This window comes from Nesterenkonia sedimenti, from assembly GCF_012641515.1.
GTDB classification, from domain to species: Bacteria; Actinomycetota; Actinomycetes; order Actinomycetales; family Micrococcaceae; genus Nesterenkonia; species Nesterenkonia sedimenti.
Map to the genome: position 1 here is coordinate 37,818 of NZ_JABAHY010000016.1, position 15,375 is coordinate 53,192.

The window sequence follows — 15,375 nt, forward strand, 5'->3', positions numbered from 1 at the left end:
CACGATTTGCCCCTGGTGAGCTGGGAGCGCAGCGACCCAGCGACTTCAGGCGTGAAGCTCGGCAAGGCCTTGCCGAACGAGAGGTGGCGGGACGTGTACCCGCCACCGGGAAAGTTCAGAACCCGGAGATGGTCTCCGGGGCGTTGACCACCACATGGTGGAAGTCCTCGGCGTAGCCGCCGGCACCGTGGATCCGCTGCATCTGCTCGGTGACGAACTCGCGCATCCGCTCAGCATCCCGGTGCTGACTGAAATGCCGTCCCAGTGCTGCCAGTTTCTTGTCCTGGTGACCTGTGATGTCCACGCGCAGATTCACGTGCTGTGCCGGGGAGCCCATCAGCAGCAGATGCTTCACTTTGAAGGCGCTGAGCCCGGCTTCTTCGAGTTCGGGATAGGCGAAGGGGTTCTCCACCGCCGGGTAGCAGGCCCGCACCACGGCCTCCCCGCAGGCCAGGTGGTCGGGGTGTGACTTCTGCAACCGGTCCCAGGCCCTCTCGGGGTGGAAGCTCAGCACGGCATCGGGCCGGTGGCTGCGCATCTGCCGGACGATCTTGCCGACGAGCTCATAGCTGGGTTCGACAAACCCGTCCCGCTCATCGAGGACCTCCACAGATGAGATACCGACGACGGCGGCCGCCTCCTCCTGCTCCTGGCGTCGAAGCCTGGCTGTCTCCTCCGGTGAGCGACTGAGGTCGAAGCCTCCGGCATCGCCGACAGTGAGCAGACAGAGGTGGACCTCCACCCCCAGGGCGGTGATCGCAGCGATCGTCCCCGAGGCCCCGAAGTCGATGTCATCGGGATGGGCGGCGAAGGCCAGAACACGGTTCAGTCCCAAATCACCGAGCAGCTGCTCAGGTGTTTTCAGCCCTTCGCTCACATCGTGCCCAGGGTGACGTCGACGTCGATGCTCTCCCCGTCCCGGCGGACGGTCAGAGTGATGGTCTCACCGGCTGCGTATTCACGCACGATGGAGGTCAGATTGGAGCTGTCCTCGATCCGCCGGCCTTCGACCTCCTCGATGATGTCGCCCTCTTCAATGCCGGCCTCGGCCGCCGGGGAATCTGGGGCGACCCCAACCACCAGACCGCCGACGCTGAAGCCGGGCATCTGAGAGAAGGAGAGTCCCTCGATCTCCTCCTCGTTGACGATCGCGTCATTGACCTCTGGATCGGGGGTGGCATGGGTGACATGGACACCGAGGAGCCCATGGGAGGCCTCACCGTTCTCGATGAGGTCCTCGGCGATCCGCTGCGCATAGTCAATGGGAATGGCGAAGCCCACACCGATACTGCCAGCACCCTCGGAGCCCATGGGACCGCCGCCACCGGCCGTTGCGATGGCGACATTGACCCCGATGACATTGCCCTCGGAGTTCACCAGGGCGCCGCCGGAGTTGCCCTGGTTGATGGCGGCATCGGTCTGGATGACGTTGAGGTAGATCATCTGCCCCGGCGCTGTGGGGTCCTGACCCGGGAAGTGGAATTCATAGCCCTCCCCGTCCTCGGGCAGCCGCTCATCCTCTTCCTCGGTTCCCTCCTCGAGGCCTTCGAAGGTGTCGCCGTCGTGTTCGACCTCCTCGGGATCGGCCGCCGCGGAGGCCACCTGGATTGTCCGGTCCAGGGTGGAGACGATGCCGGTGGTCACTGTCCCATCGAGGCTCAGTGGAGCGCCGATGGCGATGGTCTGGTCCCCGACGTTGAGTTCGGAGGAGGTCCCCAGTTCTGCCGGTACGAGGTTCTCAGTCTCCTCCAGCTGGATCACCGCGAGGTCGCTGAGGGTGTCGGTGCCGACGACTTCGGCGGAGCTGACCCGGCCGTCGGAGAGCCGGACCTGGATCTCCGGTTCGGCCTCGGCGCCGCCGAGAGTCACCACATGGGTGTTGGTCAGCACATGGCCCTCGTCGTCGAGGATGATCCCGGATCCGGATCCGGCACCTTCCTGACCTGCCACAGCGAGGGTCACCACTGAGGGGGCGGCTTTATCGGCTGCCGCGGAGACGGCGGTGACGTCGTCGGTGTTGTTGATCTCGATGCCCTGGTGGCCCACCGACCCGCCCTGGTCGGTGTCCTGGTCGCCGAGCAGATGCTGACCACCCAGGGCCGCGCCACCACCGATGAGTCCGGCGATCAGCACTGCGGCGGTGACCCCGCCGATACCCACGCCGCGGCGTTCCTTCTCCGGGACTGGCTGGTGTTCGGCATATGCGCTCTCGGGCCGGGCCGGGGCCGGTTGCAGTTCCCAGGGCAGTTCCGAATCCTGTTCCGGCCGCTGCGGGTCCTGCTGACCCGGCTGCACGGAGCTCGGCTGCACAGGTCCGGCACCGAATGTTTCGGTATGTGTCTGAGTGCCCTCTGGTTCGGGGCGGGAGGCTCCGGCAGCGGCGGGGCCGAATGATTCGCGGCCGCGCTCAATCCCAGGTGTCTCAGCGCCGAATCCCTCAGTGCCTGATGCCTCTGGACCGGATCCCTCTGGGCCGACTGACTCAGCGCCCGGTGTTTCAGTGTTGGAGGGCTCCCGAGGCGGTGTCGGCACACCCGGGACACCGTAATGGCTCTGGCCCGGCTGGGCGCTCTGGGCATCATGGGGTGTCTGGCCATCCGGCCCCGGAATATGAGCTGTGGGGCCGGGAGCTATCGGACGATCCTCAGCCCAGGCGCCCCAGCCTGGGGTCGGCGTACCCGGCTCAGGCTGCCGGGCTTCGTTTCCGGAATTCTCCGCTGCAGAGGTGTTCGTCTCCGGTCTCTGCTTCTCAGGCTCCGAAGGTGTGTATCCGCCGTCGTGGCCATCATGGTGTGACATGGGGGCTAACCATACTCCCTTTGACTTGGGGGCCTCTTATAGACTCCTAGACATGGTGCCAGAGACGCTGTTCATTATCCCAGTGACGGTAGGTGCCGTCATCGTCGGCCCTATGATCATCGGTGCAGCCATCTTGGCACTGATCGGCTTAGGGGCAGTCTATCTCTCGGGCGGGTCCAAGAAGCCTAAGCGGATCACCCCCGGAGCCGGTCCCGGCGGTCAGATCAGCGCTGGCAAACGCGACCCCTTGGATGACAAATCCACTGAGGAGCTGCGCTATGAGGCTGGCGAGATGCTGGTGGCCGCCGATAACGCCGTTCAGGCCAGTGAGCAGGAGCTGCTCTTCGCCTCGGCCTCCTATGGTGATCAGAAGGTGGCCACCTTCCAACAGGATCTGAACTCGGCCAAGGAGCATCTGCGGGAGTCCTTCCGGATGCAGCAGCAGGTCGACACCGGTCAGGATGCTGATGAGTCCCGCGCCCGGGACCTCTATAAGCAGATCATCCGTCAGTGCGAGAAGGTCAATGAGACCCTGCAGTCGCATAAGGAGCAGTTCGACGGTCTGCGCGATCTCGAACGCGACCCCCGTCCAGCCCTCCAGGAGTTGGCCGGGCAGCTCTCGGATCTCACCTCCCGCCGGCAGCGTGCAGAGACTGCGCTGACCAGCCTGGCCGAGAGATACGACGACGACGCCCTCCAGCAGTATCGGGACAATCTCACCCAATCCGCCCAGACCCTGCAGGCTGCCGAGGATTCCCGCAGCCAGGCGGAGACTGCGGTGGAGTCCGGGCAGAGCGCCGATGCGGTATTGGCCCTGCACTCCGGTGAGCAGGCTGCCGCTGACACCAAGGCGCTGGTGGAGTCCATGGAGGAGACCTCCGAGCGGCTGGAGAGCGCGCGGAAGAATCTCGATATCGGCATTGCCCAGACTGAGCAGGATCTCGCCCAGGCCAAGGCCACCCATGCCGCCGGTCAGGCTCCGGAGCTGGCCGGACCGATCGCTGCGGCGGAGACCGCGGTCCGCCGGGCCAAGGAGGCTCTGGCCTCCGCTGGCCGGATCGACCCCCTGGAGCTGCTGCAGTCCCTGGAGCTGGCCCACCGGGAGCTGGACACCCCACTCAACAGTGTCCGCGATCGGCAGGCCCGTGACCGCCGGGCCCGGGAGATGCTGAACCACGAACTGCTCACCGCCCGTAATCAGGTCCAGTCATCCCTGGACTTCCTGCGCTCCCGGCGCTACGGCATCTCCTCCACCGCACGGACCCGCATGGCTGAGGCTGAGCGCTGCCTCACCGAGGCCCAGACCATCGGTGACTCCCAGCCCTCCAAGGCCGTGGATCTGGCCCAGCAGGCCAAGACCTTGGCCATCCAGGCCGCCCAGATCGCCGAACGTGAGGCCGCCACCGCGAACATGCAGAGCATGGGCGGCGGATTCGGCAGTGGAGGCTACGGCACCGGTGGTGGTTTCGGCGGATTCGGCTACGGCTACCATCGCCGCAGCTATGGTGGCTTCGGATCCGGGGGCTTCCGTCCGCGTCGACGCAGGGGCTTCTTCTGAGGTTCACCTGGTGTTTAAGAAAATCCACCCAGGGGCTGATGTGATGTCGGCACCAAGAGTTAGTATCGGGAGGGTGATCGTTCGAACAGGTTCGACGCCCCTCAAGGAAAGGTGATCACCGTGACTAAGCAGTCCATTTTCGGCCGGATGTCCCAGCTGATCCGCGCCAATGTCAACGCGATGCTGGACCGCGCCGAGGATCCGGAGAAGATGCTGGATCAGATGGTGCGTGACTTCACGAATAACATTCGTGAGGCTGAGGAGGCCGTCGCCCAGACCATCGGCAACTTGCGGATGATGGAGGACGATTACAAGGAAGACCTCGAGACTGCACGCTCCTGGGGCCAGAAGGCACTGGCTGCCTCTCGGAAGTCCGATGAGTTCCGCTCCGAGGGCAATGAGGAGAACGCCGCGAAGTTCGACAACCTCGCCAAGGTTGCCATCCAGCGCCAGCTGGACAGCGAGAACTCCGCGAAGAGCGCTGAGCCCACTATCCAGTCCCAGCGCGAGATCGTCGAGCGGCTGCGCACCGGCCTGGAGCAGATGAAGACCAAGCGCCAGCAGCTGATCTCCAAGCGTGATGAGCTGGTTGCCCGTTCCAAGGCTGCACACGCCCAGTCCCAGGTCCACGACGCCGTCAAGGCCATCGATGTCATGGACCCCACCTCCGAGGTCGGCCGGTTCGAGGAGAAGATCCGCCGCGAGGAGGCCCGGGTCCGTGGTCAGAACGAGCTGGCCGCGTCCAGCCTGGACTCCCAGTTCGAGCAGCTGGAGGACCTCGGTGAGCAGGCTGAGATCGAGGCCCGCCTGGCGGCTCTGAAGTCCGGCGGTTCCTCCCCCGCAGAGATCGGCACCGGCAGCGATTCCGGAACCGGTATCACCGAGGCTGACTTCGCCGATCTGGAGACTGAGACCGATAAGGCCTGATCCAGAATAATTAACAGAATAATCTGAGATAATGGGGAGCTGACACAATCAGCTCCCCATTTCTCGTGCCAAGGAGACGCATGACCATCACGTCGAACGACAACGGAACTCCGGCCACCGGCGCCACCACTGTCAATACCGGTCTGGCTCAGATGCTCAAGGGCGGTGTGATCATGGATGTGGTCACCCCTGAGCAGGCAAAGATCGCCGAGGAGGCCGGCGCCGTCGCTGTCATGGCTCTGGAGCGCGTCCCCGCAGATATCCGCGCCACCGGCGGTGTGGCCCGGATGTCCGATCCCGATCTGATCAGCGGTATCATCGATGCCGTCTCCATCCCGGTTATGGCCAAGGCCCGCATCGGCCACTTCGTGGAGGCCCAGGTCCTGGAGCACCTCAAGGTGGACTACATCGATGAGTCCGAGGTGCTCTCCCCCGCCGACTACATCCACCACATCGATAAGTCCAAGTTCAAGGTGCCCTTCGTCTGCGGGGCCACCAACCTCGGCGAGGCCCTGCGCCGGATCACCGAAGGTGCTTCGATGATCCGCTCCAAGGGCGAGGCTGGCACCGGTGACGTTTCCGAGGCGATGAAGCATATCCGCACTATCAACGCCGAGATCGCCCAGCTGACCTCCCTGGCCGAGGACGAGCTGTACGTGGCCGCCAAAGAGCTGCAGGCCCCCTATGACCTCGTGAAGCAGGTGGCCAAGGACGGCCGTCTGCCCGTGGTGCTCTTCGTCGCCGGCGGTGTGGCAACCCCTGCCGATGCTGCGATGATGATGCAGATGGGCGCTGACGGTGTCTTCGTCGGCTCCGGAATCTTCAAGTCCGGCAACCCCGAGGCCCGTGCGGCCGCCATCGTGAAGGCCACCACTTACTACGACGACCCCGCAGTCATCACCGATGTCTCCAAGGGTCTGGGCGAGGCCATGGTCGGCCTCAACGTTGCCGATGTTCCTGCTCCCCACCGGCTTGCCGAGCGCGGCTGGTGATGACCGCTCCACGTATCGGAGTTCTGTCCCTGCAGGGCGCAGTCGCCGAGCATGAGCGCGCTCTGCGCTCTGCCGGGGCAGAGGTCACCAAAGTACGCCGACCGGCTGAGCTGGAGGGCCTGCACGGTCTGGTAGTCCCCGGTGGAGAATCCACCACGATGGCCCGCCTGGCCTCACCGGTGAATCTCATGCCGGCCATCCGCGAGCGTCACCAGGAGGGTATGGCGCTGTTCGGCACCTGTGCGGGAATGATCCTGATGGCCAATGAGATCACCGATGCCGAGGCTCTGGAGGGCTTCGACCGAATCACCGGGCTCGACGTCGTCGTACGCCGCAATGGCTACGGCAGCCAGCTGGACTCCTTTGAGGACAACCTCGAGGTCACCGGACTGGAGACTCCCCTGCCGGCAGTCTTCATCCGCGCCCCCATCGTCGAGGATGTCCGCGCCGGAGTCGACGTCCTGGCCGAGGCCCAGGGACGACCGGTGGCTGTGCGGCAGGAAGGAATGCTGGCTGCCAGCTTCCACCCCGAACTCACCCCGGACCACCGACTGCACCGGTACTTCGTGGACTCCGTCGTCGGCTCCTGAAACACTCGTCTCTGAATAAGAACCGATCCTGACCGCTTCCAGCCCTTGACTTATTGAGGAGCATCTCAGTGCCAGTGGAAACCTCGTCTTCAGCCCGTGCCCGGATCTTCGCCGTCGGCGGCATCGCGCTGCTCGGCCTGCTGACCGCTTGTGGCGACAATGACGACGCCGATGCGAACGGTGACTCCGCAGCAGAAGAGGAGCGGGCACCGTGGGAGGGGCCCGAGGACTCCGATGCTGAAGGCGAGGCGAGCGACGGAGATTCCGCAGATGCGGCTCAACCCGCGGCAGCCAATGAGGCCGGCGGCTTCGTCCTGACCTCCGCCACTGAGATCGACTCCGATGGGGAAGGCGCCGATGGTGCCCCGCATGTGCTGATCTACAGCGATCCGGGCTGCCCCGCCTGCGCCCAGTTCGAGGATCTCTACAGCAGCTCCCTGGAGGAGCGGGTGGACAATGGAGACATCACCCTGGAATACCGCAGTGTGGTCTTCGTCGACCCCGAATACTCCGCTGATGCTTCCGGTGCATTCGCCTGTATGGCCGAGGAGTCTCCCGAGAAATACCTCGCCTATGTCGGCGAGGTGACCTCCCAGGCTGCTGATCAGTCAAACCGCGAGATCGAAGATCTGGTCTCCGAGGCTGAGGCTCTGGGTGCCGATATCGGTGAGTGTGTTGAGTCCGGCACCTACAGGGATTTCGCGGAGGCGACCACTGACATCGCCACCGATGAGGACGGGATCCGGGGAACTCCAACCGTACTTATCGACGGTGAGCAGCTCTCGGATCTCATGGCGCTGGAGCAGGCTATCGAGGATGCCTCCAACTGAGTGGGGCCTTCTGCGGGGACGTCACAATGGAGTCACCGTGGAGCTGGCGTCCAGAAAACTTGCCTAGCGTCATCTGTTAGCGCGGCATGAACGGTGTCGTACGAAACGCACGGAAGGAAATGTGATGATGAACACCACCTTGAAGAACCGAAGCAAAGCTCTCGGCGGCACCGCAGCAGTCCTGGGACTGCTGACTGTCACTGCCTGCGGCGGCGGAAGCTCCGTTGAGGCCTACTGCGATGTCTGGGAAGACGGCCAGGAGCAGTTCGAGCAGTTCGAGTCCGCCGATATGGAGAACTTCGACGAAGTCCTCACCGATGTCGAGTCCATGCTCGATGACGCTGTCGATGCTGCCCCCGATGACATCGAGTCCCAGACTGCGAACATGCGGGACGCCATCTCGGCCATCAACGACTTGGACATCGACTTCAGCGATCCCGAGGCCATGATGGACCCCGAGGCCATGGAAGAGCTCGAGCAGCTTGAGCAGGAGTTCGAGACCATCGAGTCCGACTCTGCGGCTGTTGAGGAGTACGTCGAGGAGAACTGCGAGAACGTCGACCTCAGCTGAGGACTAGTTCTCAGTCTAGGGATTGGATGAGCTGCCAGCCCAGCTCTGTGTTCTGGTAGGCGTAGTTGGTCAATATCACCACGCCGAGATCCTCCTCGGGATCGATGAAGACGATACTGGCGTATCCGTTGGAGATCCCGTTGTGCCAGAGGTAGTCGCCGTCGGCAGCCCATCCGAGTCCCATCCGGGGTTCCACATCTGTGGGCTCCAAGGCAGTCATCCCTGGGGCCTCGCCCCGGTGGATGGCCTGCATCAGCTGCACCCAGTCCTCTGTGCTGGAGCGCAGCGAGGATGAGGGGCTAAAGGCCTCAGAGGCGAAGCTCTCCACCTCTCCCCCATTCGAATAGCCTTCGATCAGCAGCTCATCGGAGTCATGGCCCCGGTGGTCGGAGGCGAAAGTCTCTTCCATCCCCACTGGTTCAGTGAGCCGCTCGGCAAGCAGATCTTCATAGCTCATCCCAGCCTGGGCTGCTAGGGCATGCCCCAGCAGGGAGGTCCCCATATTCGAGTATTCATAGCTTCCCGGGGAGCCCAGCGACTGCTGGGTTGCCAGGTCGATGAGCCCATCGGCAGTGATCGGATACGGGTTCCGCCCCTGTGCCCGCCAGCCGTCTGATTCTTCGTCATAGTCCTCTGCTGTAGGCACTAGGGGCAGTCCCGAGGTGTGGGTGGCCAGTTCCAGCAGAGTCACCCCACCGACTTCAGTCTCAGCCAGCTCAGGCAGCAGCTGACCGAGCTCGTCTTGGAGGTCTACTTCTCCCCGGTCTTCGGCATCAGCCAGAAGCATCCCGGTCAGCGGCTTGGACATTGAGGCGATCTCGAAGACAGTGTCCATATCTGCCCCATCGGTTGAAGCTGTGATCACTTCTTCCCCGTCGACGACGGCCACTACTGCTTCCTCGGGAAAGGCTTGGTCATTGTCCTCGATGAACCCAGCCAGTTCCTCCTCAGTCACCGGGGTCTCCACCACCGATTCTCCCCCACATGCGGTCAGGGTCAGGAGACCGACTGTAAAAGTGGCCCAAATCCCTCGACCTGCGGCGGCCCGGCGCGATGTCTGCAATGTCTCCCGCAATATCTCCATGCCCTCTACGAATGCTCGGTAAGCTTCAAGTGTAGTTTTTGGATGTGGAGGCTCCTCAGGAGGAGGATTCCGCCGAGGAGGCGCCGGAGCGTTCTGTGGATGCCTATTGCGAGATCTGGCGGAACGGCGAGGAAGCCTTTTCGGATGCCAACTCAGCAGAGCTCGAGGACTACGCTGAGGCCCTGGAGAATCTTGAGACTGTGCTCCACGAGGCCACGCAGGCTGCTCCGAATGAGATCGTCTCCGAGACTGCGAATATGCGCAATGCCATCACCTCCATCAGGAACCTCAATATCGACTTCACTGATCCCGATCTCGAGGATGATCCCCAGCTCCAGGATGAGATGCAGCAGTTGGAGCAGGAGTTCGACGATCTGGATGAGGACTCTGACGCGGTCGGTGAGTTCGTCGATGAAAACTGCGAGAACGTGGATCTGTGAGGAGACTCCAATGAATTTCACCTCTGAACTGAACAAGCCTCTGTGGGGTTCCCTCGCTGCGCTTTCCCTAGTGGATCTGACAGCCTGCGGTGGCGAGGATGAGTCTGAGGGCGACTCCGGCACTGCAGGCGGACCCTTCGCGGACGGCTCCGCTGATACCGGCAATGACGCAGATGAGGCTCCGGAGCGTTCTGTCCAGACCTATTGCAAGGTGTGGTCAGATTTCGAATCCTGGGCTGACGGGGTCGATGACAGTGATATGTCCCAGCTGGGCGTACTCGTCGAGGAGCTAGTCGATTCGCTGAACCGCAGTGCTGAGGTCGCACCCGAGGAGATCCAGGAGGAGTCTGAACGGGCGGCAGATGCCTATTCTCGTGTCATCGCCGAAATCGACACCGATGATCCCGATACCTTCATGACCCCAGAGTTCCAGGACACGATCGATGAGATCGAAGCCGACTTCGAGGATCTCGACGGCGATTTCGAAACTATCGAGTCCTATATTCAGCAGGAATGCGGGTTAGACCCCAATGAGCTCTGAGGACGCCTGAGAGCTTACTCCTCTGTGATCTCCTCTTGGGTCTCGGCCCAAGAGAGAAGTCCGTTGTGAAGGGCGTCGGCATAGCGCTGGCGCCCTTCTTCCGTTTCCATGACCGCGCTTTCCTCCGCATGGCGCATTTCGCCCAGCTCCATCATCACTGCCGGAACCTCAGCCCAGTTCAGGCCAGCGATATCACTGCGCTGGGAGATCCCTCCGGGGATGAGGTTGGATTCATCGAAGCCTTCCTGCGCCAGCCCCTCATTGAGGTGCTCGGCGACTTCAAGGGAGGGCTCTCCCTGCGCCGCGTTCAGCGGTGGGTCGGAGACAATGGCGAAATAACCGGAGTAGCTGGGATCGCTGCCATTGGCGTGGATGGAGACATACACATCGGCTCCCACCTCCTGGGGGAACTGGCCCCGTTCATCCACGCAGGGACCAAAGGCTTCGTCATTCTCCCGAGTGAGACGGACCTCGGCCCCGTCCTCCTCCAACAGCTCGGTGAGCCGTTGGCTGACGTCCCAGTTGAAGGCGTGTTCGGTGTAACCGCTATTGGTCGAGGCACCTACCGCCTGGCAGTCCTTCCACCCGCCGCGGCCGTCGTCGACTTGAGTCTGGGCTTTTTGGGGGTCAGCAGCAATACCACCGGCATGTCCTGGGTCGAGGGCGATATGAACCCCATCCAAGGGGCCTGCTTCGGGCTCCTGTGCAGACTCGTCACCCTCCACACCTGCATCCGCACCCTCGGGAACTGACGTTTCAACAGCCTCGGGACTGTCTTCCTGCTCGCCCTCAGGGGCGGCAAACATATTCGCACAGCCCAATACCCCGAGGAGCATCACTGGGGGCAGGAGCAGACGTGTTGACGTCGTCATCATCTGATGCGCTCCCCCCGCTGCCGCCATAACTCAAGCCTAGTCAGATGAGGCCACGAATCGGGCTCCCCCACGCCCCTTAGCCGACTTGATCGATCAGTTTCTCGGCGGCGGCCTTTGCAGTGGCCACTGCCTGCGGAAAATCTCCTACGGAGTAGAGCACGGCAGCCCCCTCGTGGAGAGCCAGCAACTGTTCGGCAAGCGCTTCGACCGAATCACCGTGGGATTCTGCCAAGAGGTCCTGGAACCCGAGGACGCAGCCGACGGTGACTTCACCGTGGTCGTCATCGGGCCCGATGGTGAGGAGACCAGCACCGGGCTGACTGTCGTCACACCTCCCGAGGATGACGATGACGATGAGGAGCCCTGGCCGACTCCCACGGACGAGGAGCCTTCACCGACGCCGACCGATGAGGAGCCCTCGCCTACCCCGACGGATGAGGAGCCAACCCCGACTCCGACCGAGGATGAGGATCCCTCACCCTCGCCCACGGATGACGGAACTCCCTCTCCCACGGACGAGCCCACCGATGATCCGGCTGACGACTACAAGGATCCCGGCAGTGGACTTGCCACTACCGGTACAACGGCAGGTCTCATCGGCCTGGTCGCCCTGGGACTCATCGGAGCAGGTCTCATCCTGATCCGCCGCAGGAGCGCACTGGAGTAAACTCCGCCGGCGCCTAATAGTTGACCCCCCGTCCAGCTGGGCGGGGGGTCAACTATGTTCTGGGTAGCCTCTGAGGCGCTACTTACTCGTCCGGCTAGCTCGGTTTCGCATCACCAGTGCGACGATGGCACCGCCGATCACTAGACCGACGAAACCGGCCACAGCCGAGGCGACACCTTCACCAGTGCCGTTGGACCCGGTGGCTCCTGCCTGGTCAGCGCTGTCGCCCAGAGCATCGGGGTGACCAGAGATTCGGGCCGCAGAGTAGTCCGGCACATCATCCGGGCTGCCGTAGTCACCTGCACGCTCCAGAGTGTTGCCATCTGCCCAGCCGCCACCGACATCGCAGTGGATCCGGTCCCGGGCGCTCTCCTCGCTGCGCAGCTCCATGGACTGAGAACGCTCCGAGGCTGTCTCTCCATCCTCAACATCGACCTCAGGCTGGTGGATTCCACCATCGGCACGGGAGGCTGCGAGCACATCGTCCAGGAGGTGGTTGCCCAGAGCCAGTCCATGCAGGGCCCGCTCATAGGAGTAGTCGGTCAGCACCTCTGAGGCGTCGTCGCTCTCTACTGCCTCAGCCAGCACCTCATCCCATTCCTCCCGGGACTGCGCGTCGAAGCCTTCCAGGGCGGTGGTCACCTCACCGAGGTGCTCATCCGGACTGGCGCAGGCGGCGTACATCAGACGCTTGTACGTCTGTGTGGCGTACTCCGTGGCCTCCTGCTCGGCGAACTCCGGATCGAGGTAGGTCGATGCAGAATCCGAGGTGAGGTAGCGGTGCTGGGTGTACTCAACCGGCAGTTCCTCAGTACCGATGGCGATCGGGATATACGGTGCGGTGGCCGCAGCAGTCGGTGCCAGCCACAGGGTCGCCAGATCCGGATCCTCAAGATCGTCCCGGAGCTCGGCAACCTGTCCATAACCAGCCCGGTCATCGGACCAACGGGGGTCCCGCACCAGGCGCAGCATGTCATCGAGGCTGAAGTCCTCGAACTGCGCGATCTCCTCTTCCAAGGAGATGGGATTGCGGTAGGGGGCAGGATCCTCGGGGTCCACAGTCTCGTTGACCTCGAACTCCTCAGCGGGGAACGGCTGCCCGTAGACATCCTGGAGGTTGAAGGTCTCATCCTCCTCGGGGTCGTACCAGCCCTGCTCCTCGGCAAAGTCCACGAGGTTCTCCGAGCCCATGAAGTCGGGATGGTCCTCCTCGACGGCTTCCACCGGGAAGTCCTGGATATAACCGGGGTAGGAAACCCGGATATCGTCAGGTCCCAGGCGCTCAGCCGCCCAGAGCCCCTCGCCTCCGGAGAACTGCACCAGCACCCAGCCTTCATTCTCATCGGCGAACATATGCGAGTTTCCGCCATAGGTGGTGTAACCATGCTCATCGATCAGTTCACCGATGATCTCCACAGCCTCACGGGAGGTGGTGGCCCGCTCCATGGCGATCCGGGAGAGATCTGAATACTGCGGGCCGGTCTGGTCCTCCGGGGTCATCTCCCAGAGTTCCTCACGGGAGTTGGACCAGACATCGCGGCCGGCCACATTATGTTCGTTCAGCCCGCCGTTCATCAGCGGCGCGGGGAATCCTGCGAACTCAGAGTAGTTCGAGGTGATGTACCGGTGGGTCTGCTCTGCCTGCGGGATCTCAGTGAGCTCACCGGGCATATCCGCATCCTCAGTGGCACCCACGGTGATGGTGGAGCCTTCGGGATGATCCTGTGCGGGCACAATCTCCACCCAGTGGCTGGATGGTTCGTGGCCGAACCCGCCGAGAAGGGTATGCCCATCGGCGGTGTGTTCCTTACCTACGTAGAAGGCGATCGACTTATCCGGATCATTCAGTGCCGGAGCGGGAACCTCCTGGTCCCCCGGCTCCCCCTCGGCGTTCTGGGTCTCCGCCGATGAGGCAGGAACCGCCAGAGTCAGGGCAAGTGTGGCTGCACCTGCAATGGCTCCTGTCCGGATATAGCGTCTCTTCCAGTTCAGTACCGTCACGTATCTCCTTGTGATGTTGTTATCTCTCTGAACCCAAAATCACGACGACGACGCCCACCCATCAAGAGGAAGGCTCCATCGCGGGTTATAGGCCAAAAACGTGTTGCTGAGTAGCCCTGCTTCCCAACACTGGAGCGGCAGGATCACCATCGGCATACTCTCCAGGCGTATATCCCTGAAGGATGCTTGCATCTTCGGGGGAATGTGATCTCTGCGGTGGCCGGCTCAAGAAGTTCGGCAGAACCGCCGCTGGCACCCAACGATTACGGTGCACCGACTGCGGGGCCACCAGCTCGATCAAGCGCCGCCGGGGGGATGTAGCCCGCCGCCATGAACTCGAAGCGTTCCTAACTTGGCTCACCGGTAAGCACACCCAGGAAGAAGCTGCGAAGAAGGCAGGAATCAGCGGCCGGTCCTTCCGGCGCAGGACCGCCTGGTGCTGGAATATCCGGCCTCGGATCCCGGTCACCGGAGAGATCTATGACCAGATCCAACTGGACGGGATCTATATCGGCTCCTGGTGCTGCCTGATCGCGATCAGCCCCACCGGGGTCATCGGCTACCAGTGGTGCGATACAGAAAAGCGCGCCGCGTGGGAGGAGCTGCTGAAGCGGTTCCCCGCCCCTGCGGTGGTGATCAACGACGGCGGCGCCGGCCTCCTCTCAGCCCGTAAGTACCTCTGGCCCAAGACCCGGGTCCAGCGGTGTCTGGTCCATCTCCAACGCACCGTGCGCAGGCACATCACCACCCGGCCCCGCACCATCCCCGGCAAGGAGCTGCGGCAGCTGTCCTTAGCACTGACCAAGATCAACACCACCGAACAAGCCGCCAGCTGGTTGGCCGCATTAGCGGACTTCCACCAGCGCCACCGTGGATTCATCTTCGCCAGAACCCGGCGGGATGACCACGCCGGGCCGGTGCCGGGGTGGGTGCGCCCAGGCCAGAAATCCTGGTTCACCCATGACCGGCTGCGGAAGGCCTACGTGCTGCTGGAACGGTGTGCCAAGCACGGTGAGCTGTTCACGTATCTGGATGGAGATCTGGACTTCGAAATCGCTTCAACGACGAATCAGATTGAAGGCGGGATCAACGCTCAGATCCGGTTGCTGCTGCGCCATCACCGCGGCCTGCCGGAAGAGCATATGCGCCGGGCGGTGGAATGGTTCCTATACTTACGAAGCGAGGACCCTCAGGCTCCTCACCAACTCATCGAAGAACACCACTACCAACCCAAGCCGAAGCCCCAAGTACTCAGAGAAGAGCCTCTCGGGCCCCAGCTCGATGGGCACGCAGCTACTGCCGAGGAAGGTCTCTGGGGCAGGAGTGGATGGGGAGGACGTAGCCATTGAAATCGGGTGAACACGCCCGGGCCAGCAACACGTTTATGTCCTATAACCCCCTGCTGACTGCAATAAGAACGGACAGCCGCCACCCCGGGTTATAGGCAAAAATGTGTGTACAGGATGGCCCCGGATCGTTGATCTGACGCCGATGTAGGGG

The 15,375-nt window shown here is 62.9% G+C and carries 15 protein-coding genes; 10 read left to right on the plus strand and 5 right to left on the minus strand.

All coding sequences use genetic code 11. The annotated features are described in order from the left end of the window. Nucleotides 1-115 precede the first annotated feature (115 nt). Nucleotides 116-877: a PIG-L deacetylase family protein gene (locus HGQ17_RS12855; RefSeq protein ID WP_168888353.1), complete on the minus strand. Its 762-nt coding sequence runs from the start codon at nt 875-877 to the stop codon at nt 116-118. Beyond that, complete coding sequence (locus tag HGQ17_RS12860) at nt 874-2,799, minus strand: S1C family serine protease (protein WP_168888354.1); 1,926 nt, start codon at nt 2,797-2,799, stop codon at nt 874-876. The genes HGQ17_RS12855 and HGQ17_RS12860 overlap by 4 nt, the downstream gene beginning before the upstream one ends. 52 nt (nt 2,800-2,851) lie before the next feature. Between HGQ17_RS12860 and HGQ17_RS12865 the strand changes: the two genes are divergently transcribed. The 6 genes from HGQ17_RS12865 (at nt 2,852) to HGQ17_RS12890 (ending at nt 8,267) form a co-directional block, all read left to right on the plus strand. Further along, on the plus strand, nt 2,852-4,357 hold the full coding sequence (locus HGQ17_RS12865) for a hypothetical protein (protein ID WP_168888355.1): 1,506 nt from the start codon (nt 2,852-2,854) through the stop codon (nt 4,355-4,357). 120 nt (nt 4,358-4,477) lie between these two features. After that, nucleotides 4,478-5,284, plus strand: coding sequence for a PspA/IM30 family protein (locus HGQ17_RS12870; RefSeq protein WP_168888356.1), 807 nt, complete (start codon nt 4,478-4,480; stop codon nt 5,282-5,284). An 80-nt stretch (nt 5,285-5,364) separates the two neighbouring features. Next, nucleotides 5,365-6,276 (plus strand): pyridoxal 5'-phosphate synthase lyase subunit PdxS, encoded by a 912-nt coding sequence (gene pdxS / locus HGQ17_RS12875; protein ID WP_168888357.1) that lies wholly within the window; start codon nt 5,365-5,367, stop codon nt 6,274-6,276. Beyond that, nucleotides 6,276-6,866, plus strand: a complete 591-nt coding sequence (gene pdxT, locus HGQ17_RS12880) for a pyridoxal 5'-phosphate synthase glutaminase subunit PdxT (RefSeq protein ID WP_168888358.1) — start codon at nt 6,276-6,278, stop codon at nt 6,864-6,866. The genes pdxS and pdxT overlap by 1 nt, the downstream gene beginning before the upstream one ends. A gap of 68 nt (nt 6,867-6,934) precedes the next feature. Then, nucleotides 6,935-7,696, plus strand: a complete 762-nt coding sequence (locus HGQ17_RS12885) for a DsbA family protein (protein ID WP_168888359.1) — start codon at nt 6,935-6,937, stop codon at nt 7,694-7,696. Between the two features lie 124 nt (nt 7,697-7,820). Next, entirely contained in the window at nt 7,821-8,267 is a 447-nt protein-coding gene (locus tag HGQ17_RS12890) for a hypothetical protein (RefSeq protein WP_168888360.1), read from the plus strand. 10 nt (nt 8,268-8,277) lie between these two features. On the opposite strand, the gene HGQ17_RS12895 is transcribed toward HGQ17_RS12890, so the two are convergent. Continuing rightward, the gene (locus HGQ17_RS12895; RefSeq protein ID WP_168888361.1) at nt 8,278-9,351 is read right to left on the minus strand and encodes a serine hydrolase domain-containing protein; all 1,074 of its coding nucleotides are present in this window, start codon (nt 9,349-9,351) and stop codon (nt 8,278-8,280) included. Between the two features lie 44 nt (nt 9,352-9,395). Here HGQ17_RS12895 and HGQ17_RS12900 point away from each other — a divergent pair, with 44 nt between their 5' ends. Together HGQ17_RS12900 and HGQ17_RS12905 are read left to right on the plus strand one after the other, a co-directional pair. Next, entirely contained in the window at nt 9,396-9,791 is a 396-nt protein-coding gene (locus HGQ17_RS12900) for a hypothetical protein (RefSeq protein ID WP_168888362.1), read from the plus strand. Between the two features lie 10 nt (nt 9,792-9,801). Next, on the plus strand, nt 9,802-10,332 hold the full coding sequence (locus HGQ17_RS12905) for a hypothetical protein (RefSeq protein ID WP_168888363.1): 531 nt from the start codon (nt 9,802-9,804) through the stop codon (nt 10,330-10,332). A gap of 14 nt (nt 10,333-10,346) precedes the next feature. Here the strand turns inward: HGQ17_RS12905 and HGQ17_RS12910 are convergent, their stop codons facing one another. Further along, the gene (locus HGQ17_RS12910; protein ID WP_211090663.1) at nt 10,347-11,207 is read right to left on the minus strand and encodes an N-acetylmuramoyl-L-alanine amidase; all 861 of its coding nucleotides are present in this window, start codon (nt 11,205-11,207) and stop codon (nt 10,347-10,349) included. A 172-nt stretch (nt 11,208-11,379) separates the two neighbouring features. Between HGQ17_RS12910 and HGQ17_RS12915 the strand changes: the two genes are divergently transcribed. Beyond that, entirely contained in the window at nt 11,380-11,874 is a 495-nt protein-coding gene (locus HGQ17_RS12915) for a hypothetical protein (RefSeq protein WP_168888365.1), read from the plus strand. 78 nt (nt 11,875-11,952) lie between these two features. Here the strand turns inward: HGQ17_RS12915 and HGQ17_RS12920 are convergent, their stop codons facing one another. Beyond that, nucleotides 11,953-13,875, minus strand: coding sequence for a C69 family dipeptidase (locus HGQ17_RS12920; RefSeq protein ID WP_324615287.1), 1,923 nt, complete (start codon nt 13,873-13,875; stop codon nt 11,953-11,955). A gap of 182 nt (nt 13,876-14,057) precedes the next feature. Between HGQ17_RS12920 and HGQ17_RS12925 the strand changes: the two genes are divergently transcribed. Next, nucleotides 14,058-15,224: an IS1249 family transposase gene (locus HGQ17_RS12925; RefSeq protein WP_168888366.1), complete on the plus strand. Its 1,167-nt coding sequence runs from the start codon at nt 14,058-14,060 to the stop codon at nt 15,222-15,224. Nucleotides 15,225-15,375 lie beyond the last annotated feature (151 nt).